The sequence below is a fragment of the Micromonospora sp. NPDC048935 genome, from assembly GCF_043197875.1.
Taxonomy (GTDB): domain Bacteria; phylum Actinomycetota; class Actinomycetes; order Mycobacteriales; family Micromonosporaceae; genus Micromonospora.
This window is the reverse complement of the sequence record NZ_JBICTZ010000002.1, coordinates 493,270-516,822: the sequence shown is the minus strand read 5'-3', so window position 1 is coordinate 516,822 and position 23,553 is coordinate 493,270. Positions and strand designations below refer to the sequence as shown.

The 23,553-nt window shown below is 72.5% G+C and carries 22 protein-coding genes; 11 read left to right on the top strand and 11 right to left on the bottom strand.

Going from position 1 to position 23,553, the window contains the following annotated elements; genetic code table 11:
• From ACGFIW_RS08700 to ACGFIW_RS08665, 8 genes are all read left to right on the top strand, one after another.
• Positions 1–747: an ABC transporter ATP-binding protein gene (locus ACGFIW_RS08700; RefSeq protein WP_364368884.1), complete on the top strand. Its 747-nt coding sequence runs from the start codon at positions 1–3 to the stop codon at positions 745–747.
• Positions 744–2,786 carry a DUF5941 domain-containing protein gene (locus ACGFIW_RS08695; protein WP_393312095.1) on the top strand — a complete coding sequence of 681 codons (2,043 nt, stop codon included), beginning with the start codon at positions 744–746 and terminating at the stop codon, positions 2,784–2,786. Before ACGFIW_RS08700 ends, ACGFIW_RS08695 begins: the two co-directional genes overlap by 4 nt.
• Before the next feature lie 15 nt (positions 2,787–2,801).
• Positions 2,802–5,012, top strand: a complete 2,211-nt coding sequence (locus ACGFIW_RS08690; RefSeq protein ID WP_393312093.1) for a CDP-glycerol glycerophosphotransferase family protein — start codon at positions 2,802–2,804, stop codon at positions 5,010–5,012.
• 69 nt (positions 5,013–5,081) lie between these two features.
• Positions 5,082–6,434 carry an ABC transporter ATP-binding protein gene (locus ACGFIW_RS08685; protein ID WP_393312091.1) on the top strand — a complete coding sequence of 451 codons (1,353 nt, stop codon included), beginning with the start codon at positions 5,082–5,084 and terminating at the stop codon, positions 6,432–6,434.
• A gap of 95 nt (positions 6,435–6,529) precedes the next feature.
• Positions 6,530–7,528: a hypothetical protein gene (locus ACGFIW_RS08680; protein ID WP_393312089.1), complete on the top strand. Its 999-nt coding sequence runs from the start codon at positions 6,530–6,532 to the stop codon at positions 7,526–7,528.
• Between the two features lie 63 nt (positions 7,529–7,591).
• Positions 7,592–8,056: a DUF4442 domain-containing protein gene (locus tag ACGFIW_RS08675; RefSeq protein ID WP_393312087.1), complete on the top strand. Its 465-nt coding sequence runs from the start codon at positions 7,592–7,594 to the stop codon at positions 8,054–8,056.
• 59 nt (positions 8,057–8,115) lie between these two features.
• Positions 8,116–8,922, top strand: coding sequence for an HAD family hydrolase (locus ACGFIW_RS08670; RefSeq protein WP_393312085.1), 807 nt, complete (start codon positions 8,116–8,118; stop codon positions 8,920–8,922).
• Positions 8,919–11,297, top strand: coding sequence for a glycoside hydrolase family 65 protein (locus tag ACGFIW_RS08665; protein ID WP_393312083.1), 2,379 nt, complete (start codon positions 8,919–8,921; stop codon positions 11,295–11,297). The genes ACGFIW_RS08670 and ACGFIW_RS08665 overlap by 4 nt, the downstream gene beginning before the upstream one ends.
• A gap of 76 nt (positions 11,298–11,373) precedes the next feature.
• On the opposite strand, the gene ACGFIW_RS08660 is transcribed toward ACGFIW_RS08665, so the two are convergent.
• Entirely contained in the window at positions 11,374–11,568 is a 195-nt protein-coding gene (locus tag ACGFIW_RS08660; protein WP_393312081.1) for a hypothetical protein, read from the bottom strand.
• A gap of 191 nt (positions 11,569–11,759) precedes the next feature.
• Between ACGFIW_RS08660 and ACGFIW_RS08655 the strand changes: the two genes are divergently transcribed.
• The gene (locus ACGFIW_RS08655; RefSeq protein ID WP_393312079.1) at positions 11,760–12,410 is read left to right on the top strand and encodes a dienelactone hydrolase family protein; all 651 of its coding nucleotides are present in this window, start codon (positions 11,760–11,762) and stop codon (positions 12,408–12,410) included.
• Positions 12,411–12,413: 3 nt separating this feature from the next.
• Here ACGFIW_RS08655 and ACGFIW_RS08650 read toward each other — a convergent pair whose 3' ends face one another.
• Together ACGFIW_RS08650 and ACGFIW_RS08645 are read right to left on the bottom strand one after the other, a co-directional pair.
• Positions 12,414–13,517, bottom strand: coding sequence for an AI-2E family transporter (locus ACGFIW_RS08650; RefSeq protein ID WP_393312077.1), 1,104 nt, complete (start codon positions 13,515–13,517; stop codon positions 12,414–12,416).
• A 139-nt stretch (positions 13,518–13,656) separates the two neighbouring features.
• On the bottom strand, positions 13,657–14,262 hold the full coding sequence (locus tag ACGFIW_RS08645) for a hemerythrin domain-containing protein (RefSeq protein ID WP_393312075.1): 606 nt from the start codon (positions 14,260–14,262) through the stop codon (positions 13,657–13,659).
• Between the two features lie 78 nt (positions 14,263–14,340).
• On the opposite strand from ACGFIW_RS08645, the gene ACGFIW_RS08640 reads away from it, so the two are divergent.
• Entirely contained in the window at positions 14,341–15,750 is a 1,410-nt protein-coding gene (locus ACGFIW_RS08640) for an FUSC family protein (RefSeq protein ID WP_393312073.1), read from the top strand.
• Between the two features lie 10 nt (positions 15,751–15,760).
• On the opposite strand, the gene ACGFIW_RS08635 is transcribed toward ACGFIW_RS08640, so the two are convergent.
• The 8 genes from ACGFIW_RS08635 to eccB all read right to left on the bottom strand — a co-directional run bounded on the left by ACGFIW_RS08635 (position 15,761) and on the right by eccB (position 22,196).
• Positions 15,761–16,405 (bottom strand): C39 family peptidase, encoded by a 645-nt coding sequence (locus tag ACGFIW_RS08635; RefSeq protein WP_393312071.1) that lies wholly within the window; start codon positions 16,403–16,405, stop codon positions 15,761–15,763.
• A 230-nt stretch (positions 16,406–16,635) separates the two neighbouring features.
• Positions 16,636–17,043 (bottom strand): pyridoxamine 5'-phosphate oxidase family protein, encoded by a 408-nt coding sequence (locus tag ACGFIW_RS08630; protein ID WP_393312069.1) that lies wholly within the window; start codon positions 17,041–17,043, stop codon positions 16,636–16,638.
• 31 nt (positions 17,044–17,074) lie between these two features.
• Entirely contained in the window at positions 17,075–17,416 is a 342-nt protein-coding gene (locus ACGFIW_RS08625; protein ID WP_357520945.1) for a YkvA family protein, read from the bottom strand.
• A 59-nt stretch (positions 17,417–17,475) separates the two neighbouring features.
• A complete protein-coding gene (locus tag ACGFIW_RS08620) occupies positions 17,476–18,273 on the bottom strand; it encodes a hypothetical protein (protein WP_393312067.1) in 798 nt (265 codons plus the stop codon).
• A 155-nt stretch (positions 18,274–18,428) separates the two neighbouring features.
• Positions 18,429–18,791 (bottom strand): hypothetical protein, encoded by a 363-nt coding sequence (locus ACGFIW_RS08615; RefSeq protein ID WP_393312065.1) that lies wholly within the window; start codon positions 18,789–18,791, stop codon positions 18,429–18,431.
• A 205-nt stretch (positions 18,792–18,996) separates the two neighbouring features.
• The gene (locus ACGFIW_RS08610; protein ID WP_393312063.1) at positions 18,997–20,232 is read right to left on the bottom strand and encodes a WXG100 family type VII secretion target; all 1,236 of its coding nucleotides are present in this window, start codon (positions 20,230–20,232) and stop codon (positions 18,997–18,999) included.
• Positions 20,225–20,593: a hypothetical protein gene (locus tag ACGFIW_RS08605; protein WP_393312061.1), complete on the bottom strand. Its 369-nt coding sequence runs from the start codon at positions 20,591–20,593 to the stop codon at positions 20,225–20,227. The genes ACGFIW_RS08610 and ACGFIW_RS08605 overlap by 8 nt, the downstream gene beginning before the upstream one ends.
• 88 nt (positions 20,594–20,681) lie before the next feature.
• The gene (gene eccB / locus ACGFIW_RS08600; protein WP_393312059.1) at positions 20,682–22,196 is read right to left on the bottom strand and encodes a type VII secretion protein EccB; all 1,515 of its coding nucleotides are present in this window, start codon (positions 22,194–22,196) and stop codon (positions 20,682–20,684) included.
• A 161-nt stretch (positions 22,197–22,357) separates the two neighbouring features.
• Here eccB and ACGFIW_RS08595 point away from each other — a divergent pair, with 161 nt between their 5' ends.
• Positions 22,358–23,545, top strand: coding sequence for a type VII secretion protein EccE (locus ACGFIW_RS08595; protein WP_393312057.1), 1,188 nt, complete (start codon positions 22,358–22,360; stop codon positions 23,543–23,545).
• The last annotated feature ends 8 nt before the right edge of the window (positions 23,546–23,553 follow it).

The following is a 23,553-nucleotide window of genomic DNA, read 5'->3' as shown; positions in this document are numbered from 1 at the left end:
GTGGCCGCGCCGATCATCGAGGCCGACGGTCTGGGCATCCGGTTCGTCCGAAACCGGCGTCGGCAGTTGCGGCTGCGTGAGCTGTTCATCCACCGGGGCGGGCGCGGTGCCCTGCCCGGACAGTTCTGGCCACTGCGGGACGTGTCGTTCACCGTCGAGCCGGGCGAGACCGTCGGGGTGATCGGCCGCAACGGCACCGGCAAGAGCACCCTGCTGCGGCTGATCGCCGGGGTGCTCATCCCGGACGAGGGCAGCATCCGGGTGCACGGCGCGGTGGCACCGCTGCTGGAGCTGTCGGCCGGGTTCTCCAACGACCTGACCGGGCGGGAGAACCTGCACCTGGTCGGTGGGCTGCACGGGTTGTCGGCGGGCTATCTGAAGCGGCACTTCGACGAGATCGTCGAGTTCGCCGGCGAGCAGGTGGAGCGGGCCATCGACACGTCGGTGCGGCACTACTCGTCGGGGATGAAGGTGCGGCTCGGCTTCGCGATCATCTCGCACCTGCCGCACCCGATCCTGCTGATGGACGAGGTGACCGCGGTCGGCGACGCGGAGTTCCGCAAGAAGTGTTACGCGACGATTGATCGTCTGCTCGGGGAGGGGCGCACGCTGGTGCTGGTGTCACACAACGAAAAGGACCTGACCCGGTTCTGCCGTCGGGGGTTGTACCTCGACGCGGGCCGGTTGACGCTCGACGGCACCATCGCCGAGGCGCTCGACGCGTACCACGCCGCGGTCCCGCGGTGACGCTCGCGATCGTGCTCGCCGCCGGAACGTCCGCGGCGGGCCTGACCACGTCGACGGGCGAGCCGCTGGCCGAGCGTCTGGCCGCCCAGTTGCGCCGGGCCGGGGCCGCCGAGGTGCGCTTCGCCGGCGACCTCGACGAGGTGGCCGCGCTGGCCGACGCCGCCGACGGCCCGCTGCTGGTCACCGGCACCGACCTGGTCGCCCACACGGCGGTGCTGCGGCACCTGGCCACCAGCCCGGTCGGGCCGACTGTGGCGTTGGTGCTGACCGACCCGCCGGTGCCCGGTCAGACCGCCGTGCGCGAGGAACGCGGTCAGGTGGTCGACGCCGGCCCGCTGGACGCCCTGGACGGCGACGCCACGGGGGTGTTCGGTGGTGCGCTGCGGGTCGGCGTGGACGACCTGCCGACCCTCGCCGCCGCCGCGCGGGCCGCCGCCGTCGGCGCGCGGCCCGTCACGGCACCGCTCGGCCCGTCCGGCGACGTGTCGCCGCTGCCGGCCGCCGGGGGAGCCGGACCCGACGACCCCTCCTCCGCCGTGGACCGGCTCGTCGCGGGTCTCGCGGCACTCGGCACGCTGATCTTCGCCCAGCGGGTACGCCTGCTCGTCGCGCACCGGGTCGCGGACGCGCCCGGACTGGTGGCTGCCGAGACGGCGGTGACCGCCGTCGACGAGGACCGGGCCGAGCTGCGGCTGTCGGTCAAGGAGAAGGACGACTTCTTCTCCACCTACTTCGTCAGCACCTGGTCGCCGTACGTGGTCCGGCTGTCGGCCCGGCTCGGGCTCACCCCGACCGGGGTGACGGCGATCTCGGTGCTGTTCGCGCTGGCGGCGGCGGTGCTGTTCGGCGTCGGCGGGCGGCCGGCGCTTGTCGGCGGCGCGGTGCTGCTCTACCTCGGCTTCGTGCTGGACTGCGTGGACGGCCAGTTGGCCCGCTACACCCGGCACTTCAGCGCCTGGGGTGGCTGGCTGGACACGATGGCGGACCGGGCCAAGGAATACCTGGTCTACGCCGGCCTGGGCTTCGGGGTGAGCCACGCCGGGTTGGGCAACGGCTGGGCCCTCGCCATCGCCGCGATGACGTTGCAGACCGTCCGGCACATGACCGACACCTGGTACGGGGTGCTGCACGACGAGGCGGCCCGTCGACCGCGTACGGCGACGGGTGCCGGCGGCGGCATCGGTGACCGGCTCAACGCGGCGTCGACCCGGGTGCAGGCCGACACCGGCTCGGTGTCGTACTGGCTCAAGCGCACCGTGGTCTTCCCGATCGGTGAGCGCTGGGCGTTGATCGCGCTGACCGTCGCGCTGTTCAACCCGCTCGTCAGCCTGATCGCGGTCCTGGTCTGGGGGGTGCTGGCGTTCGCGTACACCGGGGCTCTGCGGACGCTGCGCGCCCGCTGGATGTGGGTGCCGGTACTGGACACCGTCGATGCCACACTGCACCGCGACGACGGGCCGTTGGCCCGCCGGCTGCCGGCCCTCCGCCCGATGGGGCCGCTCACCCTGGCGGTGATCGCCGCGCTCGGCCCGGCGGTGCTGCTGGTCGTGGCGCTGTTGGGTGACGCGCCGGACGGGCTGCGCTGGGCGGTGCCGGTGGCGCTGCTGGTGCTGCTGGTCGCCGGGCTGGGTGCCGGGGCCGCGCACAACGGCCCGCTGGACTGGCTGGTGCCGGCGGCGCTGCGGGCCGCCGAGTACCTGTTCGCGATAGCCGTCGGGGTGGTCGGCGACGTGCCGGGTTGGCTGATCTTCGGGTACGTCTTCGTGCTCACCGTGCACCACTACGACCTGACCGCCCGGCTGGAGAAGCGGCAGGCGGCGCCACCGCTGCACGCGGCCACGCTGGGCTGGGAGGGGCGCTCGGTGCTGCTGGCCCTCGCGGCGATTGCCGGCGTGGCGGGTATCGGGCTGGCTACACTCGGTGCGTACCTTCTCGTGCTTTTCGTGGTGAGCGTCGTCCTGGCCTGGTTTGTCCGACCGGCCCGTAGCGCGCGGGCGCATGTCGCGCCGGTGGGCGCCGGAGGTGCCGCGCCACGCTGACGGAGGGACGGCCGGATGACCCTGATCAGTTTCGTGGTGCCGGCCTTCCGGGTGCAGGGATACCTGCGCGAGTGCCTGGACTCGATCCTCGGCCAGCCGGAGACCGACATCGAGGTGATCGCCGTCGACGACTGCTCGCCCGATGCCAGCGGCGACATCATCGACGAGTACGCGGCCCGCGACCAGCGGGTCCGACCGGTCCGGTTGCCGCAGAACGTCGGCCTGGGTCCAGCCCGCAACATCGGGCTGGACCGGGCCGTCGGCGAGTACGTGTGGTTCCTCGACGGCGACGACTGGCTGACGCCGGAGTGCCTACCCGAGGTCGCCGAGCGGCTGCGGACGAACCGACCGGACGTGCTGCTCGTCGACCACGTCCGCACCCACTGGAACGACACCGCCACCCGCAGCGCGATGGCCGAGGTGTTTCCCGAGTCGCCCGGCACGGGCACCTTCCGGCTGCGGGACCGGCCGGAGGCGATGCGCCTGCTGCACACCGCGTGGAACCGGCTGGTCCGCCGGGAGTTCCTGGTCGACCTGGGGCTGCGCTTCGCACCCGGCTGGTACGAGGACGTCTCGTTCAGCTACCCGGTGCTGATGGCGGCGCAGCGGATCGGCGTACTGGACCGGGTCTGCGTCAACTACCGGCAACGCCGCGCCGGTGCGATCACCCGGACCCGGGGGGATCGGCACTTCGAGGTCTTTCCGCAGTGGCACCGGGTCTTCCACCTGATGGACGAGTGGGGGTCGGCGACGGAGGCCCTGCGGCCGGCGGTCTTCGAGCGGATGATCTGGCACTACCTGACCGTGCTCGGCAACGGCCAGCGGATCGCCCCGGAGCTGCGGCCGGCGTTCTTCGCGCAGATCACCGCCGACTACGAACGTTGGCTGCCACCCGGTGGCTACCCGGTGCCGGACGGCGTGGAGGGGATCAAGCACCGGCTCGTCGCTTCCGGCCGCTGGCACACCTTCAGCGCGTTGCGGGCCGCGAGTCGGGCGCGGGACGCCGCCCACCGAAAGGCTCGCACCGCCCGGCGGCGGGTCGGCCCGGTCGCTCGGCGTGGTGCCCGGCTGACCCGCGACGGGTTGCTGCGCGAGTACTACCGGGCGGAGCTGCGTCGGCCGATCGACTCGACGCTCGCCGTGTACGCCGCGTACTGGTACCGGGGTTACTCCTGCAACCCGGCGGCGATCTACGAGGTCGCCCGCCGGCTGGCACCGGGGGTGCGCGGGGTGTGGATCGTGCGCCGGGACCGGGTGGACGCCGTGCCGGCCGGGGTGGAGTACGTGGTCGCCGGCACCCCGGCGTACTACCGGGTCCTCGCCCGCGCCCGGTGGTTGGTCAACAACGTCAACTTCCCGGACTTCGTCCGCAAACGGCCGGAGCAGGTGCACCTCCAGACCCACCACGGCACCCCGGTCAAGGTGATGGGGCTCGACCAGCAGCGTTACCCGATCGGGGCGGGGCGGATGGACTTCGCCGGGCTGTTGCGCCGGGTGGACCGCTGGGACTACAGCGTCAGCGCGAACAGCTTCTCCACCCAGATGTGGGACCGGGCGTACCCGGCCGCGTACACGACCCTGGAGGTGGGCTACCCGCGCAACGACCGGCTGGTCACCGCGGGTCCGGACGAGGTCCGCCGACTCCGCGCCGAGTTCGGCCTCGGTCCGGACGAGCAGGTCGTGCTGTACGCCCCGACGCACCGCGAGCACCTGCCCGGCTACCGGCCGCCGTTCGACCCGGACCGGTTCGTCCAGGCGCTCGGCGACTCGGGCCGGCTGTTGATGCGCAGTCACTACTTCCACGATCGCGATCGGCGTCCGGGCCATCCGGCGGCCTGGGAACGGGTTCGGGACGTCAGTGGCCACCAGCGGGTGGAGGATCTCTATCTGGTGGCGGACGTGCTGGTCACCGACTACTCGTCGGCGATGTTCGACTACGCGGTTCTGGATCGACCGATCGTGCTCTACGCTCCCGACTGGGAGGCGTACCGGCTGGCCCGGGGTGTCTACTTCGACGTGACGGCCGAGCCGCCGGGTGCGGTTGCCAGCACCTTCGACGACCTGCTCGACCTGTTCCGTACCAACGCGGTGCGATCGGACGCCGCGACCAAGGCCCGCGAGCATTTCCGGGGCCGGTTCTGCACTCTGGACGACGGGCGCGCGGCGGAGCGGGTGGTGCGCCAGGTGTTCCTCGGTGAGCCGGGCGAGCCGGCGGCGGGCTGCTGATCGGACTTATGTCGCTTAATGGCAGCGTCACCGACCGAACATAAGACGTTTACCCGATGTCCTAAACTCATGATCCTGGTCACAGTCTTCTGGGGTTCGGCCGACGAGCTGGGGGGGAAGACGGTGAGCACCGTCACGCTCAAGGATGTGAGCAAGGTCTTCAGGGATGGCACGGTCGCCGTCGACAGCATCAACCTCGATGTGAACGACGGCGAGTTCATGGTGCTCCTCGGGCCGTCGGGCTGCGGCAAGTCCACAGTGCTGCGGATGATCGCCGGTTTGGAGGACCCGACCCACGGCGCCGTCCTGCTCGACGGAGAGTTGGCGAACGACCTGCCACCACGGGACCGCAAGATCGCCATGGTCTTCCAGGACTTCGCGCTCTACCCGCACATGACCGTCGGCGACAACATCGCCTTCCCGCTGCGGCTGGCCGGGGTGGAGCCCGAGCCGCGCGGCGAGCGGGTCGGTGACGTGGCCAGTGCGCTGGGCATCGGTGACGTGCTGGCCCGCAAGCCCGGTCAGCTCTCCGGTGGGCAGCGGCAGCGGGTGGCGATGGGGCGGGCGATCGTCCGCCGGCCCGGCCTGTTCCTCATGGACGAGCCGTTGTCCAATCTGGACAGCGGCCTGCGCGCGGAGCTGCGCGCGGAGATCTCGGGCCTGACCCGGGAGCTGGGCGTCACCACCGTCTACGTCACCCACGACCAGGCCGAGGCGCTCACCATGGCCGACCGGGTGGCCATCATGCGTAAGGGCGTGCTCCAGGACGTGGGCACACCCACCCAGGTGTACGGCCGGCCGGCCACGCTCTACGTGGCCGCGTTCCTGGGCAGCCCGCGGATGAACCTGCTGGAGGCGTCGGTCTACGTCCACCTCGACAGGTACGTCACGCTCAACCTCGGTGACCAGTCGCTCTACCTGCCCTGGAACGACATCCGCAGCCGGGCGGTCGCGCACTACCACGGTGAGCGGATCGTGGTCGGCATGCGGGCCGAGGCCCTCACCCCGGTCGCTCCGGACAGCCCGGGTGACGTGCTGCGCGGGCGGATCCGCTACCTGGAGCACCACGGGCACGAGTCGCTCGCGTTCCTCGACATCGGCGCCACCGCGATCATGGTCGACGAGATGGGTGCGCCGCTCGACCCGCCGCCGGTGGGCCAGCGTGGCCTGCGCCGGTTCGGTTCGGTGATGCAGCGACTCACCGGTAAGCCGGTGGAGCCGCAGGAGCCACCGAGCAGCGGCACCCAGACCAGCGTGCTTCCCGATCCGGGCCGGCACCACCGCCGCCCGGCGGAGCTGGCGGTGCGGCTGGCACCGTACCCGGCGGTCAGTGCCGGTCATCCGCTCGCCGTCTCGGTGCGGATGGACGCGCTGCACTTCTTCGACGAGCGGGGCGCCCGGATCGACGTGGGTTGGCGCTGACGGCGCACCGGAGCAGGGTGGCGGACCGGCTCCGCGATGTCCTACCGTCTGCCCACCCAGTCCACATGTGACCGATCACCGAAAGAGGTGCGCCCGTGTCGGGTGACCGTCCCAGCCCGCTCGTCATCGAGCGCATCCTGCGCGATCGCGAGGGCATCTGGCAGCAGATCGTGGCCGAGGATGACCTCAACAAGCTGACCGGGCGGATGCTGACCAGCTCCGCCATCGCGCTGGCCTGCTACGGGGCGGTGCTGGGCTTCTTCCACAGCCCGCTGATGGCGCTGACCTCGGCGCTGAAGCTGCCGCTGCTGTTCCTGGTCACCCTGGTCATCTGCCTGCCCACGCTCTACCTGTTCAACCTGGTCTTCGGTGCCCGGCTCTCGGTACGGCAGTCGCTGGCGCTGGTGATGGTGGCGATCACGGTCACCTCGATGCTCGCGGTGGCGTTCGCGCCGATCAGCCTCTTCTTCCTGATCACCGCGAACGACTACGGGTTCTTCAAGCTGCTCAACGTGGCGATCCTGGCCCTGTCGGCGCTTGTCGGGCTGCGCTTCCTGACCAGCGGCATGCAGGTGCTCAACTACCACGGCCTGCTCGCTGCGCCGGCCACCGCCGCCCCGGTCACCGCGCAGGCGAACGCCACCGCTCCGGCTGTGCCGGCCACCGCTCCGGCTGTGCCGGCCACCGCCCCGGCCGTGCCGGCCGCGGTGCCCGCCGGCTCGGCGGCGGCCGGTGCGAGTGCCGAGCCGGTGGCCGTACCGGCCGGGTCGGTGTCGAACGGCGCGGTCACCGCCGTGCCGGCGCACGTTCCGGCGCAGTGGAGCGGCCAGCCGGCCGGTGCGCCTCCGGTGGGCGCGGTGCCGGGCTATCCGCGCTCCTGGAACGAGCGTCCGGTCCGACAGGGCGAGCCGACGCAGCGGCCGGCCAGCATGACCCTGCTCTACATCTGGATCCTGCTCTTCGGTTTCGTCGGCACCCAACTGGCCTGGACGCTGCGCCCGTTCTTCGGCGACCCGGGTCAGGATTTCGCCTTCTTCCGCAGCATCGACGGCAACTTCTACGCGGAGATCCTGCGGACGATCGCCAATCTCTGAGCCCCGGCCGAACGTGAGAAACCGCTGGTTGCCGCCCTCGTTACCGGCTAGTAACGTCAGCTCATGACCATCGACTCCCGCCAGGTGGCGGCCGGCATGCTCGAAGCGGTGCCCTTCGCCCGTACGCTCGGCTTCGAATTCGTCGAGGTGGCGCCCGAGGCGGAGGGCGGGGTCCGGGCAGTCGTCCGGATGCCCGACTCGCCGGCCACCCACAACCACGTCGGCGGCCCGCACGCGGGCGCCATCTTCAGCCTCGGCGAGACGGCCTCCGGCGCGGTCGTGCTGGCGGCCTTCGGGCAGTTGCTCGACCGGGCCGTGCCGCTCGCCGTCCGGGCCGAGATCGCCTACCGCAAGCTCGCCATGGGCCCGGTGCTGGCCACCGCGCGACTCGGCCGGCCGGCCCTCGACGTGATCGAGGAGTTCGAGTCCGGCCGGCGGCCGGAATTCGGCGTCGAGGTGGAGATCGCCACCGACGACGGCACCCCGACCTCGGCGATGACGGTGATCTGGACGCTGCGACCGAACTGAACCGTGCCACGGAGGCCGAAACGGGTTTGCGGGCCCAGCGGGGTGGTTAGATTCGTACCGTGCTGGGCCTACCTGCTCACGTGACCGCCTGTCTCTTCGATCTGGACGGTGTGCTGACGCAGACCGCCCGTGTGCACAACGCCGCCTGGACGCAGACGTTCGACGAGTTCCTCCGGCAGCACGCCGCCGCTTCCGGCGAACCGTTCCAACCCTTCGATCCCGGCCCGGACTACAACCGCTACGTCGACGGCCGACCCCGTGCCGACGGCGTCCGGTCGTTCCTCGCCTCCCGCGGCATAGTGCTGCCCGAGGGCACCCCGGACGACCCACCGGACGCCGACACCGTCAACGGCGTGGGCAACCGCAAGAACGTTCTGCTGCTCCAGCGCCTGCGCGACTCCGGCGTCGAGGTCTACTCCGGTTCGGTGCGGTACCTGAAGGCCGCAGCCACCGCCGGGCTGCGCCGGGCGGTGGTGACCGCGAGCGCCAACGGCGGCGAGGTGGTCGCCGCGGCGGGGCTCGAACCACTCCTGGAGGCCCGGGTCGATGGGCTGGTCGCGCGAGCGCAGGGGCTACGCGGCAAGCCACAGCCGGACACGTTCCTCGCCGGTGCCCGGTTGCTCGGCGTGGACCCGACGCAGGCCGCCGTCTTCGAGGACGCCCTCTCCGGGGTGGCCGCCGGCCGTGCCGGTGGCTTCGGTTACGTGGTCGGCGTGGACCGGGTCGGGCAGGCTGACGAGTTGCTCGCGCACGGTGCCGACGTCGTGGTGCGGGACCTGGCCGACCTGCTCGACACCGCCGATCCGTCGGCACCGGCACGCAGCGCGGCCGCGCCGCACCCGGGCACCGAACGGGACCTCGCGTGATCCGGGAGCGGGCCTATCCGGTCGAGCCGTGGCACGTCCGCGAGACCCGGCTGGACATGGACGTGCTGGCCCAGTCGGAGTCGGTCTTCGCACTCTCCAACGGGCACGTCGGGCTGCGCGGCAACCTCGACGAGGGCGAGCCGCACGGCCTGCCCGGCACCTACCTCAACTCGTTCTACGAGTTGCGCCCACTGCCGTACGCGGAGGCCGGCTACGGCTTTCCCGAGTCCGGGCAGACGATCGTCAACGTCACCAACGGCAAGCTGATCCGCCTGCTCGTCGACGACGAACCGCTCGACGTGCGCTACGGGGAGTTGCTGGCCCACGAGCGGATCCTCGACATGCGAGCCGGCACCCTGCACCGGGAGCTGCACTGGCGCTCGCCCGCCGGCCGGGAGGTCAAGGTCCGCAGCACGCGCCTGGTCTCGTTCACCCAGCGGTCGGTCGCCGCCATCAGCTACGAGGTGGAGGCCGTCGACGGCCCGCTCCGGCTGATCGTGCAGTCCGAGCTGGTGGCCAACGAGTCGCTGCCGGCGCAGAGTAAGGACCCCCGGGTGGCGGCCGTGCTGGAGTCACCCCTACAGGCCGAGGAGGAGCTGACCACCCCGGACGGTGGGCAGCTCATCCACCGCACCAAGGTCTCCGGGCTGCGGGTCGCCGCCGCGATGGAGCACGAGGTGCACGGCCCGGACCACACCACCATCGAGTCCGAGGGCTACCAGGACTGGGTACGCACCACGATCGCCTGCGTGCTCAAGCCCGGCGAGAAGCTGCGGGTGATCAAGTATCTGACGTACAGCTGGTCGAGCCGGCGGTCCCTACCGGCGCTGCGCGACCAGGTCGGCGCGGCACTGGCCGGCGCCCGGCTGGACGGCTGGGACGGGCTGCACCGGGAGCAGCGCAACTACCTCGACGCGTTCTGGGACGCCTCCGACGTGCTTGTCGATGGTGACCCGGAGGTGCAGCAGGCGGTCCGGTTCGGTCTCTTCCACGTGCTCCAGGCCGGCGCGCGGGCCGAGCAGCGGCCGATCTCGGCGAAGGGGTTGACCGGTCCCGGCTACGACGGGCACGCGTTCTGGGACACCGAGATGTTCGTCCTGCCGGTGCTCACGTACACCCAGCCGAGCGCGGTGCGCAGCGCGTTGCAGTGGCGGCACAGCACCCTGGACTCGGCGAGGGAACGTGCCGAGACGCTCAACCTCCGGGGCGCCGCGTTCCCGTGGCGGACCATCGAGGGCCCGGAATCCTCCGGATACTGGCCGGCGGGCACGGCAGCCTTCCACATCGCCGCCGACATCGCCGACGCGATGCGCCGTTACGTCATGGTCACCGGAGACACCGACCTGGAGCGGGAGATCGGGCTGGAGCTGTTGGTGGAGACCGCCCGGCTGTGGCGCTCGATCGGCCACCACGACCGGCACGGCCAGTTCCACATCGACGGTGTCACCGGCCCGGACGAGTACACCGCCGTGAAGAACGACAACATCTACACCAACCTCATGGCACAACGGAACCTGCTCGCCGCCGCCGACGTGGTGATGCGCTACCAGGACGAGGCGTTCCACCTCGGGGTCACCGACGAGGAGGCGGCGAGCTGGCGGGATGCCGCCACCTCCATGCACGTCCCGTACGACGAGGAGCTCGACGTCCACCAGCAGGTCGAGGGCTTCACCCGCCTACAGGAGTGGGACTTCACGCACACCCCGGCGGAGAAGTACCCGCTGCTGCTGCACTACCCGTACTTCGAGTTGTACCGCAAGCAGGTGGTCAAGCAGGCCGACCTGGTCCTCGCCATGCACTGGCGCGGGGACGCGTTCACCCCCGAGCAGAAGGTCCGCAACTTCCTCTACTACGAGCGCCGGACCGTCCGCGACTCCTCGTTGTCGGCCTGCACCCAGGCGGTGCTCGCCGCCGAGGTGGGGCACCCCGAGCTGGCCCACACCTACCTGCGCGAGGCCGCGCTGATGGACCTGCACGACCTCAACGAGAACACCCGCGACGGCGTGCACATGGCGTCGCTGGCCGGCGCCTGGCTGGCCCTGGTCAGTGGGCTCGGCGGCCTCCGGGACCACGACGGCGAGCTGTCCTTCGCGCCCCGGCTGTCCAGCCGACTCAACCGCCTGGAGTTCTCCCTCCAGTGGCGCGGGCTGGCACTGCGGGTGGATGTCCGGCCGCACCAGACGACGTACTCACTGCGTCACGGCGGCCCGGACGACGTGGTGGAGCTGCGCCACCACGACCAGATGCTGCGGGTGACCTGCGACGAACCCGTCACGGTCCCGGTGCCGCCGGCCGAGCCGGCCGGCCCTCCACCCGAGCAGCCACCGGGCAGATCGCCGCTGCTGCGGTTGCCCGAGCGTGTGAACGCGCAGTGACGACGGTCGGGGCGGGAGTGCTCCCGCCCCGACCGCCACGACCAGTCACATCAGACCGGCTCGCCGGGCCCGGTGATCAGACCGGCTCGCCGGTCGACGGCCGTCCGATCGCGTCCCGGGGCGCCGCCGCCTTCGGATCGTCGGGCAGCCGCGCCGAGGCGGCCTGGTCCCCGAAATCCTGATCCCCGACGTCCTGGTCGCGCTCGGCGTCCTGTTCCCGCTGGGTCCGCTCGGTCAGCTGCTGCTGCCGGGAAATCTGCTGCTTGGCCATGGCGATCCTCGCGATCCGTCGGGGCGCGGTTGCGCCGACACGGTCTGCGGTCGCTCGTCGCGTACCCGACGCCCGGTCGGGCAAACGCGGCCCGGCCGCGTCTGCACGGCCCGGGGTGAGGCGGCCGACGGCGGGCGTGCCGCGCGGCGGGTGGGGTACCCGGACCATCGGCGAGCACTTCGGAGGTGGGCATGGACGAGCAACGCCGCACGGTGACCATCCCGGTCGGGGACGCCCGGCTCCCCGCCGACCTGATGCTGCCCGCTCAGCCGGCCGGTGTGGTGCTCTTCGCGCACGGCAGCGGCAGCTCCCGGCACAGCCCGCGCAACGTGGCGGTGGCCCGCACCCTGAACGGTCGCGGGCTCGCGACGGTGCTCGTGGACCTGCTCAGCCCGAGCGAGGACGAGGTGGACGCCCGCACCGCCGAGCTGCGGTTCGACATCGGGTTGCTGGCCAGCCGGTTGGCCGGGATCGTCGACTGGTTGGCGGGTGAGCGTCCCGCCGGTGCCGTTCCGATCGGCCTGTTCGGGGCCAGCACGGGAGCCGCCGCCGCCCTGGTCGCGTCGTCGTCCCACGCGGACCGGGTGGGTGCCGTGGTCAGTCGGGGCGGTCGGCCAGACCTGGCCGGTGTCGCGCTGGCCCAGGTGCGTACCCCGACGTTGCTGCTGGTGGGCGGCCTGGACGAGGAAGTGATCACGCTCAACGAGCGAGCGCTGGCGGAGTTGGGGGAGATCGGCGAACTGCGGGTGATCCCCGGAGCCACCCACCTCTTCGAGGAGCCCGGCACCCTGGAACAGGTCGCCGACCAGGCCGGCGACTGGTTTGCCACGCACCTCCGCTGAGGATCACCCCGGGGACGTGAGGGCCGAGGCCGAGCGATGCTGTTGGACGGTGTCGATGACGCGCCACAGGACCGCGGTGATCGGGACGCTGACGAATGCGCCGGCTATCCCCGCGATCAGCGTGCCGGCGGTGACCGCCACCAGGATCACCGCCGGGTGCAGGCGGACCTGCCGCTTCATGATCAGCGGCTCCAGCAGGTTGCCCTCGATCTGCTGCACGGCGATCACGGCGGCCAGGGTGAGCAGCGCGGTGGTGGGGCCCTTCGCGGCCAGTGCCACCAACACCGCGACCGCGCCGGCCACCGTCGCTCCGATGATCGGCACGAAACCGCCGAGGAAGGTGATCAGCGCCAGCGGCAGGGCCAGCGGCACGCGCAGCACCACCAGAGCCAACCCGATGCCCAACGCGTCGATGGCGGCGATGAACATGGTGCCCCGGCTGTACGCACCCAACGTCCGCCAACCGGCCCGGCCGGCCTCGGCCAGCACCGGTTGGGTCGTGCCGGACACCCGCGACAGCACCCAGTGCCACATCGACCGGCCGTCCTTGAGCAGGAAGAAGAGCAGCACCAGGGCGAGCAGCGCGGAGCCGAACACCTCGGTGGCCGTGCGGGCACCGGCGACCGGGTCCGGAGAGCTACCGCTGAGCCCCTGCCGGGCCTGGTCAACCAGCCGGTCCAGTTGTGCCTCGCTGACCGGCAGCGTGGACGTCACGAAGTCGCGGCTGCGCTCCACCCCCTGCGTCAGCTCCTGGCTGAGCTGGTCGAACTGGCTGGCCGTCAGGTTCCACACCAGGGCGCCGACTCCGACCAGGATGCCGAGCAGCAGAAGGACGGTGCACAGCGCGGCCAGCGCCGCCGGCAGGCGCAGCCGTCGCAGCAGGAGCAGTACCGGGTCGAGCAGCGCGGTGAGGAAGATGGTGGCGGCCAGCGCGATGGCCAGCGGCGCCAGCAGGACGGCGATCCGGCCCAGCAGGTAGAGCCCGGCGATGACCACCACCAGGCAGGCGCTCCACGACACCGCGGTCCGGACCAGCCAGGGCAGTGCCGCCCAGGTCTGGCGTGGCCCGGTGCCGCCGGTTGTCGCCTCGGGTGCCTCTGCCGCCATGTCGGTCCTCCTCGATCTCGGCGAGGTCGGTACCCAACCGGTGACGTGCTGACACCCGTATCGGTGTGCTGCCGCTGCCCGCGCGGATCCTACGCCGGCCGGCGACTCCCGGGCGGCCGTTCGCGGATGGCGCCGTGGATCAGCGCTGCTGCTTCTCGCGGAGCTCGTCCACCGAGCTGGGCCTGCCGCTCAACGCGTCGCGTATCCGGTCGACCAGACCGATGCCGGGGGCGAGCAGCCTGTTCGCCGGGGGATGGTCCGGGGTGCTCGGATGCGGCCTGGTGGGGCCGATCCGCTTGACCGCCAGCACCCGGTCGGCCGCGTCGATCAGCTCCTCCCGGGCCGTCGCGGCGCGCAGCCGGGGGAAGAGTTCGTTCTCCTCCTCCCGTACGTGCTGCCGGATGGTGTCGGCCAGGCGGGCGAGGAGTTCGTCGAAGCGGGGGTCGGACGGATCGACGGACTCCCACTCCTTCATGGTCCGCTCGGCGTCGGCATGCTCGGTGATCTCCCGGTCGGCGATCTCGTCACCGTCGGGCAGTGCTTTGCGCGCGACCGGATAGACGTACGCCTCCTCGGCCACCGTGTGGCGGACGAGTTCGGCGATCACCACGTCGGCGAGACGGCGGCGGTGCTCGGGGGTGCCCTGCCGGGTCTCCAACTCGACCAGGAGTGTCTCGACCGTGCGATGGTCGGCGATCAGGATGTCGACGACGTCGTGGTCGTCGGCGGTCTCTCGGTTACTCATCTGACGGCCCCTTACCGGTTGCGGATCGGTGGGAGGTGTGTGGCCCTGGTACCCCCAGGGGGCTGCACAAACCTACGGATGACGATGGGTTGCACGGTGCCGGTGGTGCCGGTGCTGCCCGATCGGAACGGTTGCGCTGCCGCCGTCGGGGTAACCGCCGCCATGGCCGACGACCGCCCACCCGCCGACCGCGAGCAGTCGCGGCTCGACGATGCCGCCGAGCGGAGCGGCCGGGCGGTCCGGCGGGCGCGGCACCGCGGCGGGCAGGCCGGCCGGATCCGGGCCCGGCAGTGGGAGGTCACCCTGGTGATCTCTCTCCAGGCCGGGTTGGCCGCGGCGATCGCCGCTCTGCTCGCCAAGAACCTGCTCGGCCCCGGCGCGCACGTCTTCGCTCCCGCCGCCGCCGTCGGAACGATCGCCACCGCCATCGGTCAGCGAGCCCGCCGGACCTTCGCGCTGCTGGCCGGAGTGGCGCTGGGCATCATCATCGGCGACACGCTGCGTTTCGTCCTCGGCTCCGGCCCGTGGCAGACCGGCGTGGTGGTCGCGCTGGCCATCGCCGCCGCGCTGCTGGTGGCCGGGAAGGGCGGTCCGCTTGTCGGTCAGGCCGGCGGTACGGCGGTGCTGATCGCCACGCTGGCCCCGATGGAGCGAGGCCTGGAGCTGCCCCGGATCTTCGACGCGTTGGTCGGCGGGGCGGTCGGCCTGGTGGTGGTCGCGCTGCTGTTGCCGATCAACCCGATGCGCGTGCTGGACCGGGCCGCGGAGCCGATCTACGCGACTCTCCGCGGGCATCTCGACGAGTTGGCCGAGGCGATGCGGGCGCGTGACGGCGCGCGGACGATGCGCGTCCTGGAGCGGCTGCGGGGCACCGACGACGACCTGAGTCGGCTGCACGACGCGCTCAGCGGCGCCGAGGAGGTGGTGACGATCGCGCCGGCCCGCTGGCACCGCCGCCAGCAGTACCACCGGTACGCCCGCAGCGCGGACCACCTGGAGCGGCTGCTGCTGGACAGCCGCGCGTTGGCCCGCTGGTCGACGACCGCGTTGCAGTACGACGAGCCGATCCCACCGGAGTTGCCAGACGCGATCAGCCGACTGGGTCAGGCGGTGGCAGCGATGCGGACGGAGTGCCGGGCCGGTGAGTACCCCCAGCACACCCGCCAGTTGGTCGAGCAGTGCGCGGAGCTAGCCGGGCGGGCCTCCGCGAGCGGGATCAAGTCGTTCGGCGAGGCACTCGTCACCGGCCTGCGTACCTCGGCCAGCGACCTGCTCCGGGCGGCCGGCTGCGAACCCGACGACGCCAATCGGATCGTGCGCCGGGCGGCCGGTGCCGGCGAGGCCGAGGTCCACCCACCGGTCCACCGACAACTGCGGCGAATCCGTCCGACGCGAGCCGCCCGGCTTCGTCGGCGTGCGCACCTGGCCGCCCGGATGCGCAACGAAGGCCGGGCCGGCCTCCCCGCGAGGGAGAGACCGGCCCGGTGAGCTGGCTGGGTCAGGAGGAGTAGCCGCGCTCTGCGATCCAGTTGGCGACCTTCGGCAGGCTCACCCAGTACTCGCCCAGCGCCGGGTCGGCCGGGTCGGCGACCCGGAGGGTGTCGCCACCGTCGCGGTAACCGACGAGGGTCAGGTAGTGGCCGCCCTCGTACGAGTGCGGGTTGCCGTCGGTGTCCACGGTGGTGCCCATGATGTTGGCCACCACCGGTCGACCGGCGTCCACCGCGGCCAACACGTCCCGGCGGAGCTGCTCGACCTGGTCCGGACGGGCCACCGCGTCACGAATCTCGGTGGTCCGGTACTTACCGCCGGTCAGGTCGTTCAGGACCCGCGTGGTGTCCAGGGCCGACGGCGTGCCCGCCTCGGTGGTGCCCAGCAGTTTGGCCACCGCGTCCTGGGAGAGCGACTTGCCCTGGGCGGACAACGCGATCCGTGTCGCGGCGGGGCCGCAGTAGAAGAAGTTCGGCTGGGCCTGGTAGTCGATGCTGAGGATCCGCTCGGTGGACCGGTCGGTCTGGCTCGACGACGTCGGTGCGGTTTGCGTGGGTGCGGCCTGCGCGGCTACCGCCGGGCCGAGGGCGCAACCGCCGGCGACAAGCATGCCGACAACGGACAAACCGCTCTTCTGGACGATCGGGTTCATGATCGAGTCTCCGTTCGGGGTTGGTGCGCTCCGAGTGGCGGAGGGCAGCAGCACCGGGAATGGCGCTCGGCTCAGCAGTGGGCCACGACCGGCGACCGGGTGTCGGCCGTGGGCGTACCGGAGGCGTAACGGGTCGGCGGCGGCTGGCATTCCGGCAGCCCGGGTGCCGCGATCAGGTGAAACGACCACCGGCAGCAACATCCCGACGTTGTCGGCTCCTCGGGCCGGAGTCAGAGGCTGCCGAGCAGCCCGGTGACGGTGATCTCGATGACGACCCGTTCCGGATTCGGGCGCGGGGTCCGATACCGCTCGGCGTAGCGGCGCTCCGCCTCCGCCACGGCGGCCCGATCCGACCGCAGCACCGCGCGGCCCTCGATGGTCAGCCAGCGGCGGCCATCCACGTGGCACACCGCGACCGCCGCGCCCGCCGCACCGGCGGCGGCCACCTGCCGGGCCTTGCGGGAGCCGCCGGAGGTGATGACCCGGGCCAGCCCGGCCGCAGGGTCGAGGGTCACCCCGACCGGTACGACGTGCGGGGTGCCGTCCGCACGGATCGTGGTCAGCGTGGCGAGGTGCCGTTCCGCACAGAAGGCGGCAACGCGCTCGTCGTGCACGTCCAACCGATGATCGCCCGCCATGCCCGTCCCCTGTTCACCGAAGCGACCCCGATCATGGCACGCGGCGGCGGACGCGATCGGGATCCGGTGGGGAATCCGGCTGGCCGGGCAGTTGGCGGCCGGCCGCCCGGCGCTGGTGCACCAGCCGGGTGAGGTAGATCAGCGCGGCCGCCAGGACGCCCATGTCATCCAGGTAGATCGGGTCCGGAAGCACGTCAACCGGGAAGATCGTGTAGATCAGCGCCCCGTAGAAGGCGACCTTGCCGCCCGCGCCGAGGCCGGTCAGCATCCGTCGCGTACGCACCACCCGCACCGCCAGCACCACGGCACCGACAAGTGTGGCGATGGCCAGGATGCCGGCGATCACCACGAGGACCCACGCCTGTCGGGACATGCCGTCACGCTAACCCACCCGCCGCCACGCGGCTCAGAACGCGGGGGCCGCCACGCGGCTCAGAACGCCGGCACCGCCGCACGGCCGCGAGCGGTCACCTTGTTTTCCCGAGTCTGCTCGACCGACGGCCTGGCGACCTCGCTGAGCGGCAGCACCGACGCCGACTCCACCACCCGTCGCCCGGTGGCGGCGTGGGCCTCCTCGCGCAGGCTGCGGGCCGCCGCGACGGCCAACTCCGCCGCCCGCCAGGCAACCTGCTCCTGCTCTCGGGCCGCAGTGTGCCGGGCCGCCAGATTGTCCCGGATCGCCCGCCGGAGCACCAGTTCCTGTGCGACCGGGTGCAGCCGCGGGTCCCAGCCGTCGCGGTGCGCGAAGACATCGCTGAGCTGCTCCACCGACAGCTCCCGCCGCCAGTACGCGTCCAGCGCGGCACGGTGCAGGTAGCGCTCGCGGTCGACGTACTCGGCGGGCGTGCGGGCGGTGTGCGGCAGTGGCATGGCGGCTGCCGCGCCGAGACGCCGGACCGCCGCCTCGGCCGCCTCGTACGCCTCCCAGGCCGTCTCGACCGCTTCCTGCGCGGCCACCCACTCGGTGCGACGCCGCTGGGCGGTGGTGGTCGCCCGCGCGGCGGCCACCGCGACCTCCTGCGCGTAGCGGCTCTGCTCCCGCTCCTCCTGCGCCTGCTCCAGTTGGCTCGGCATGGCCGCGCGGCGGATCCGGGCACCCGGGTCGAGGCGGAGCCGGCCGGGCCGTAGCAGCAGAGCGGAGACGGCGACGCCGACCACCCCGAGCAGGCTCAACCAGATGGCGGCAGCCCGGGAGAGGTCGGGTAGGGCGGCGGAAAGGATGGATTGCATGATCAGCACCTCGCGGTCGAAGGCGGGTATCGACGGGTGACAGAGGAGCCCGAGGAGCACCGGTCGGCCGGATGACGGGGTCGGACTCGTCGGGGGCGACTCAGCCGCCGCGACGGATTACCCGGGACCGGGCCCCGGAATGTGCCGGGCCAGGATCAGCGGGTGGGTGGGCCGCGTCGCGCGGGAGTGCCACGGCCGGGTTCGAGGGCCGGCGCATGACCCGGGCCCTGGACGACCGGCCCGGCCGGCGCGGCGATGTCGACCGGACCAGCCGGTCGGGCGGCAGCGGGCTGCGCCGCAGACCGCTCGCTGACCGGCGCGGCGTCGGGGCGGACACTTGCCACCCGGCTGCTCACGGCACTGGGCCGGAGCTGCGTCGAGGCGGGCGGTGGGGTCGCGGCGAGGGCGCCGCCCAGGCCGACCGCGAGCACCAGCGCGGTGATCGCCAGCCGGGTCAGCTCACGCAGTGACCGCAGCACGGCCCAGCGGGCCGGGCGGACAAACACTGCGGACGACACCCGACCAACCTATCGCCTGCCCCGACATGTCGCAGCACGGCGACGGCCCGGCCCGGCGTGACCGCCACCACCCCGCACACTGTGGACGACGACTACCGACACCCGGAAACGGCGGTGCCCCCGGCCGGATCGGGTCCGGTCGGGGGCACCGCGGGTCGTTCGGGTGGCGCCGCCGGTGGCGGATGGTCGCCCGCGGCGGTCGTGGTCAGCCGTTGGAGCCGAGCACCGGTGGCGCGGCGTTCGCGCCGTCGCCCCACACCATCTCGTCCTCGGTCAACCAGGTCAGCCGCTCATCGGAGTCGTCGTTTTCCGGTCGGCCCCGCCCGCCGAGCACCCCGGAGCCGTTGCGGCCGCCGCCACGCTGGCCGTCGATGCTGCGCCCGATGCCGTTGGCGGAGCGGGCCTCGGCCGGCGGCGCACCACCGGGCGGGCGAGCCGAGGTGGCGGGTGTGCTGCTCGAACCGGCGAGCGCGGCGGTGCGCAGGACACCGCCGGCCGGTGCCCCGCCAGTCGCGCCGTAGAGCAGCCCGGGGCCGACGCTCGCACTGGTCGCCGGCACCGTGGCCGACCCGGCCAGGCCGGCCAGCCCGGCGGCGGCGCCCCCGGTGAGCAGTGCGCCGCCGGCCAGCGGATCCGCACCGGCGAGGACGGTGCCGCGGGAGTCGTAGTCGCTGACAGCGCCGAGCGGGCCGGTGGCCACGGCGGGCCTGCCACCGGTGCCCGAGCCGTCACCGACGCCGGGTGGTGGGGCAGCGCGCTCAAGCTTCGAGATGGTCGCGTCGCCGGTGTGCGCGGTGACGTTGCTGCTGCCCGGCCCGGCGCTCGCCCCGGCGATGGCCGAAACGCTCTGCGGCGTCGTCGGCTCCGTGTTGATCCGGTTCGGGGTGTCCGGGTCGGGCAGCGGCGGGTCGACCACCCGGTCGTACGCGGAGATCTCGTAGCCGCTGGCCAACTCGGCCACCAGGTTGACCATCCGCTGGTGGGCCTTCTCCTGCTCCTGCTTGTCCTGCTGGTGACCAACGATGCCCATGACCATCGCACCGGGCAGACCGAAGGTGACGGCACCCTTGATCGTGCCGGAGATCGCCTTGTCGTTGTCGTCGGTCTCCTCGGGGCTCTCGGCCTGCTTGTGGGCGGTGCGCAGGTGCTCGGCCATCATCGTCAGCCCCTGCTTGATGCCCGCCATCCCCTCGCCCAACGCGTCGGAGTGGGCGACGATCAGACTGAGCCGCCGGTGGAACTCCCGACCTGCCGAGCCCGTCCAGGTGTTGGCCAGCTTCTCCAGGTCGCCGCTCAACTCCCGGCCGAGACCGTCGAGGACGCCCTTGAGCTCGGCCCACTGGGCGGCAACGCCCTCGATCTGCTCCGGCTTGCCGGCCATCACGCCGTCGTACAGCTGCTGGTGGCTGCTGCCCTGGTAGCGCTGGGTGTACTCAGACACGGCCGTTCTCCTTCGGCTGCAACGCCCGATCGACCCCGGACAGCGCGGCGGTCACGTCTGTGGCGTTGGCGGCGTTACGCGCCTCGGCGGTGCGGTAGTTGGTCAGGATCGTGCTCGTCGCCTGCTGCGCGGCCAGCACCGCCTGCCGGATCCGCTCGGCCTGGTCGACATAGGACTGGTGGACCTCGGTGTAGCGACGCGCCTGGTCGGTGGCGTCGAAGAAGGCACCCAGTGCCGGAGGGCGGCACTGCATCTCGGAGTTGAGCTTGCGCAGCACCGTCTCGACCTGACTCAACCGCGACGCGAGGTGCCGGTGAAAGTCCTCAAGGGACAGCAGATCGACTTGCGTACGCCCGGTCATGGCAACATCCCCGTCGTTCTGGTTGACAACCGTCAGCGACGTTCAGGTTAGTCCACCGCCGCGATTCGGTGCGACCCGTCGCGGCTGCTCAGCCGTCGGCCCCGGTCGATCCCACGGGCATCCCGCCGCCCGCCCCGCCGGCCGGTGGCGCAGCCGGCGGGGGCGCGGCTGCCGGCGGTTCGGCAGGTGCCGGCGCGTCGGGCGAGAAGACGGCCATCGCGTCCTCCTGGGTGAGGCTGGGCCCGGTCGGGATCAGCGCGAGCAGCGAGCCGGGCACCGCGAGCGGGGTGACCCCGCCGTAGCCGAGCACGGCCAGGGTCTCCGCCGAGCCGAGCGGGTACCGGATGCCCTGCGGGCTGATCAGGTAGATCGTCGACCCGGCGGCACCGGACCCGCTGGTCCCGGCACCGGGCGAGGCCTGCGCGATGACGCCCTTGCCACCGGGCAGCAGCACCGTCTCGGCCGTGCGTACGGCGTCCCGCCTGGTCTGGGGCACCGGCACCGGGCCCGGATCGCTCGCGGTCAGCTCGGCCGGCGCCCGGTCGAAGACTTCCAGGGTGGTGGTCGGCGGGCCGCCCGCGTTGCCCGCCCGGTACGTCGCGCAGAGCGCGGTCTGACCGGGCCTGGCCGGGTAGACGGCGGGCAACGTCGTCGGCAGCCCTTCCTCGTCCACCCGCTGCTCGACGTAGAGATCGCCGGCCTGGTCGGGGGTGATGTCGGTGATCTGGCCACCGCCCCGGACCATCAGCAGAGCGGTGATCTCACTGACCGGGGCGAGACCTTCCCGGGTCAGCACGTAGTGCTGCCCGGCGGCGCTGAACACCTGACCGATGACCGCCGGTCGGCCGGCCACCCTGCGTACGCTGCTCTCACCCTCGCCGGGCAGTGCCGGCTTGCGCAGCGGTGGCCCGGCCGGCACGGCGTTGAGCAGTTGCTGACCGACCCGCAGCGGAGTGGCGCGGGACATCTTCAGCGCCGTGATCGTCGGGTCCCCGTCGAGCACCTGGAGTCGGGTGTTGTTGGCGAGCAGGTACCGCTGCCCGTCCACCTCGACAAGCACCGAGCGGTCCCCCAGCGGCACGCCGCCGGGCAGCGCCCGGTCGATCACCACCGTGGTGCTGGAACGCGCGGGGTCGACCGGGTCGGGCACGTCGCAGACCGACCAGGGCAGACCGGTCAGCGACCTGCGGTCCGGCAGGGCGTCCGGTGCCCCGACGATGCCGAGGGTGAGCCCGCGCGGCCGGTCCCGCAGTGCGGCCTGGGACATCGTCCGCGCCGTCGCATCCGGCTTGTTCAGGACCAGACGGGCCGAGGTGTAGTTGAGCGTCGGGTGCAGTCGCCCGTTCAGGAACACGTACGTCGCGCCGGTCTCCCGTTCGATGACCAGGCTCTGGTCGTCCAGTGGTGCGGTGCCACCGGTGAACTGGCCGTAGGCGCCAACCCCACCCAGCACGACGGCCGCGGTGATGACACTGCCGAAGACGGCCATGCCGAGCCGTCGCATCGGCAGGTTGGTGGTCTCCGGGTCGCCCGACAGCAGCGCGGAGACGATCCGGCGGGTGACGAAGCGGTACGCCTGCACCTGATCGCGGCGGGTCCGCATGACTTACCTCCGGCGGGGTGGATCCGCGACGATCAGGTCGGGGTGCCGTCGCGGGCTTCCCTACGATAAGGGGCCGACGGAGGTTCGTCGGGACCACCGCTCGTGGCCGGCACCGGACCGACCCGGCGCCCAGCCGTACCGTGCAGGAGGGACAGTCAGCGATGACGCAGGTTCAGGCGCGACCCGCCCGAGCGGCCACGGCCCCGTCCGCCGGGGCGACGCGACCGACGCCGCCGATCGACCGACCCGGCCGTGGACGCGTCGGTCCGGTGTTCGTCGGGCAGCTCGTCGTACTGGAGCTGTGCGTGGTCGGCGTGTGGGCCGCGTCGGCCGGGCCGAGTTGGCTGCTCGGCGTGGCGACCGGTGTGGCGGTGCTGGTCATCGCCGCGACCTTCGCCCGCCGTGGGGGCCTCTGGTGGTTCGAGGACCTGCTGTTGCGCGGGCGGTTGCGGCGGCGCGGCGAACGCGCGTCGGCCGCGCTGGGTGGCGGCACGGCCGGCGACCCCCGACTGGCGGCTCTCGCCCCCGAGCTGAGTGTGATCGAGCTGACCGACCGCGGCACCCGGCTCGGCATCGGGCGCGACGACGAGGGCTGGTTCGCGGCTGTCGCGCTCCAGCCCGCCGGGGGTGCGGCCGCCGGTTCGGTCGGGGCGTCCACGGTGGACGACGTGTTGCGGGTCCTCACGGACTTCAGTGCCCCGGTCTCGCGTACCCAGGTGGTCGCACACACCCTTGTCTGGTACCCGGCGCCCGGTGCTCCGCCGGCGGCACACCGGACCGTGTGGGTGGCGTTGCGGCTGACCGTCGCCGACGCGCGGGCGGAGGCGGTGAGCCGGGGCGGAGGGCTCCCCGGCGTGCACCGGACGGTGGCCGCCGGGATCGGTCGGCTGGGTAAGGCGTTGACCTCGGCGGGCCTGGCCCATCGGCCGCTCACCCGCGACGAGCTGCGCGCGGCCATCGTCTCGGCCGCCGGGCTGGACCTGGGGCCGGAGGCGCCGGCGGAGACCTGGCAGGGGCTGCGCGGCGGCGGCTGGACCCACCGCTGTCTGGTGCTGCGTGGCCGAACGGAGGTGCCGCTCGGCCCGCTGGTGGACGCGGTCACCGCGACCTCGGCGCCGTCGCACACCGTGGCCACGACGGTGTCGGCGGACGGCCGGGTGGCGTCGCCGCTGCTGCGGGTCGCGGCGATGGACAACCACGTCGAGGCCCTGGTCAAGGTCGTCCGGGACATCGCGCAACGCACCGGCACGTCCACCCGGGCCATGGACGGGCAGCACGGGCCGGGCGTCTACGCCACCGCGCCCGTCGCGTCGGCGCTGGCCGCCACCACGCGTCCGCAACAGCTCTGACCGGGTGG

What these genes read in the sequence shown, in the direction of transcription:
- ACGFIW_RS08660 (WP_393312081.1), bottom strand. Translation starts at nt 11,568, where the DNA reads ATGGCCAAGCAGCAGATTTCCCGGCAGCAGCAGCTGACCGAGCGGACC.
- ACGFIW_RS08620 (WP_393312067.1), bottom strand. Translation starts at nt 18,273, where the DNA reads ATGCAATCCATCCTTTCCGCCGCCCTACCCGACCTCTCCCGGGCTGCC.
- ACGFIW_RS08635 (WP_393312071.1), bottom strand. Translation starts at nt 16,405, where the DNA reads ATGAACCCGATCGTCCAGAAGAGCGGTTTGTCCGTTGTCGGCATGCTT.
- ACGFIW_RS08630 (WP_393312069.1), bottom strand. Translation starts at nt 17,043, where the DNA reads ATGGCGGGCGATCATCGGTTGGACGTGCACGACGAGCGCGTTGCCGCC.
- ACGFIW_RS08690 (WP_393312093.1), top strand. Translation starts at nt 2,802, where the DNA reads ATGACCCTGATCAGTTTCGTGGTGCCGGCCTTCCGGGTGCAGGGATAC.
- ACGFIW_RS08675 (WP_393312087.1), top strand. Translation starts at nt 7,592, where the DNA reads ATGACCATCGACTCCCGCCAGGTGGCGGCCGGCATGCTCGAAGCGGTG.
- ACGFIW_RS08650 (WP_393312077.1), bottom strand. Translation starts at nt 13,517, where the DNA reads ATGGCGGCAGAGGCACCCGAGGCGACAACCGGCGGCACCGGGCCACGC.
- eccB (WP_393312059.1), bottom strand. Translation starts at nt 22,196, where the DNA reads ATGCGGACCCGCCGCGATCAGGTGCAGGCGTACCGCTTCGTCACCCGC.
- ACGFIW_RS08595 (WP_393312057.1), top strand. Translation starts at nt 22,358, where the DNA reads ATGACGCAGGTTCAGGCGCGACCCGCCCGAGCGGCCACGGCCCCGTCC.
- ACGFIW_RS08685 (WP_393312091.1), top strand. Translation starts at nt 5,082, where the DNA reads ATGATCCTGGTCACAGTCTTCTGGGGTTCGGCCGACGAGCTGGGGGGG.
- ACGFIW_RS08625 (WP_357520945.1), bottom strand. Translation starts at nt 17,416, where the DNA reads ATGTCCCGACAGGCGTGGGTCCTCGTGGTGATCGCCGGCATCCTGGCC.
- ACGFIW_RS08640 (WP_393312073.1), top strand. Translation starts at nt 14,341, where the DNA reads ATGACGATGGGTTGCACGGTGCCGGTGGTGCCGGTGCTGCCCGATCGG.
- ACGFIW_RS08645 (WP_393312075.1), bottom strand. Translation starts at nt 14,262, where the DNA reads ATGAGTAACCGAGAGACCGCCGACGACCACGACGTCGTCGACATCCTG.
- ACGFIW_RS08605 (WP_393312061.1), bottom strand. Translation starts at nt 20,593, where the DNA reads ATGACCGGGCGTACGCAAGTCGATCTGCTGTCCCTTGAGGACTTTCAC.
- ACGFIW_RS08655 (WP_393312079.1), top strand. Translation starts at nt 11,760, where the DNA reads ATGGACGAGCAACGCCGCACGGTGACCATCCCGGTCGGGGACGCCCGG.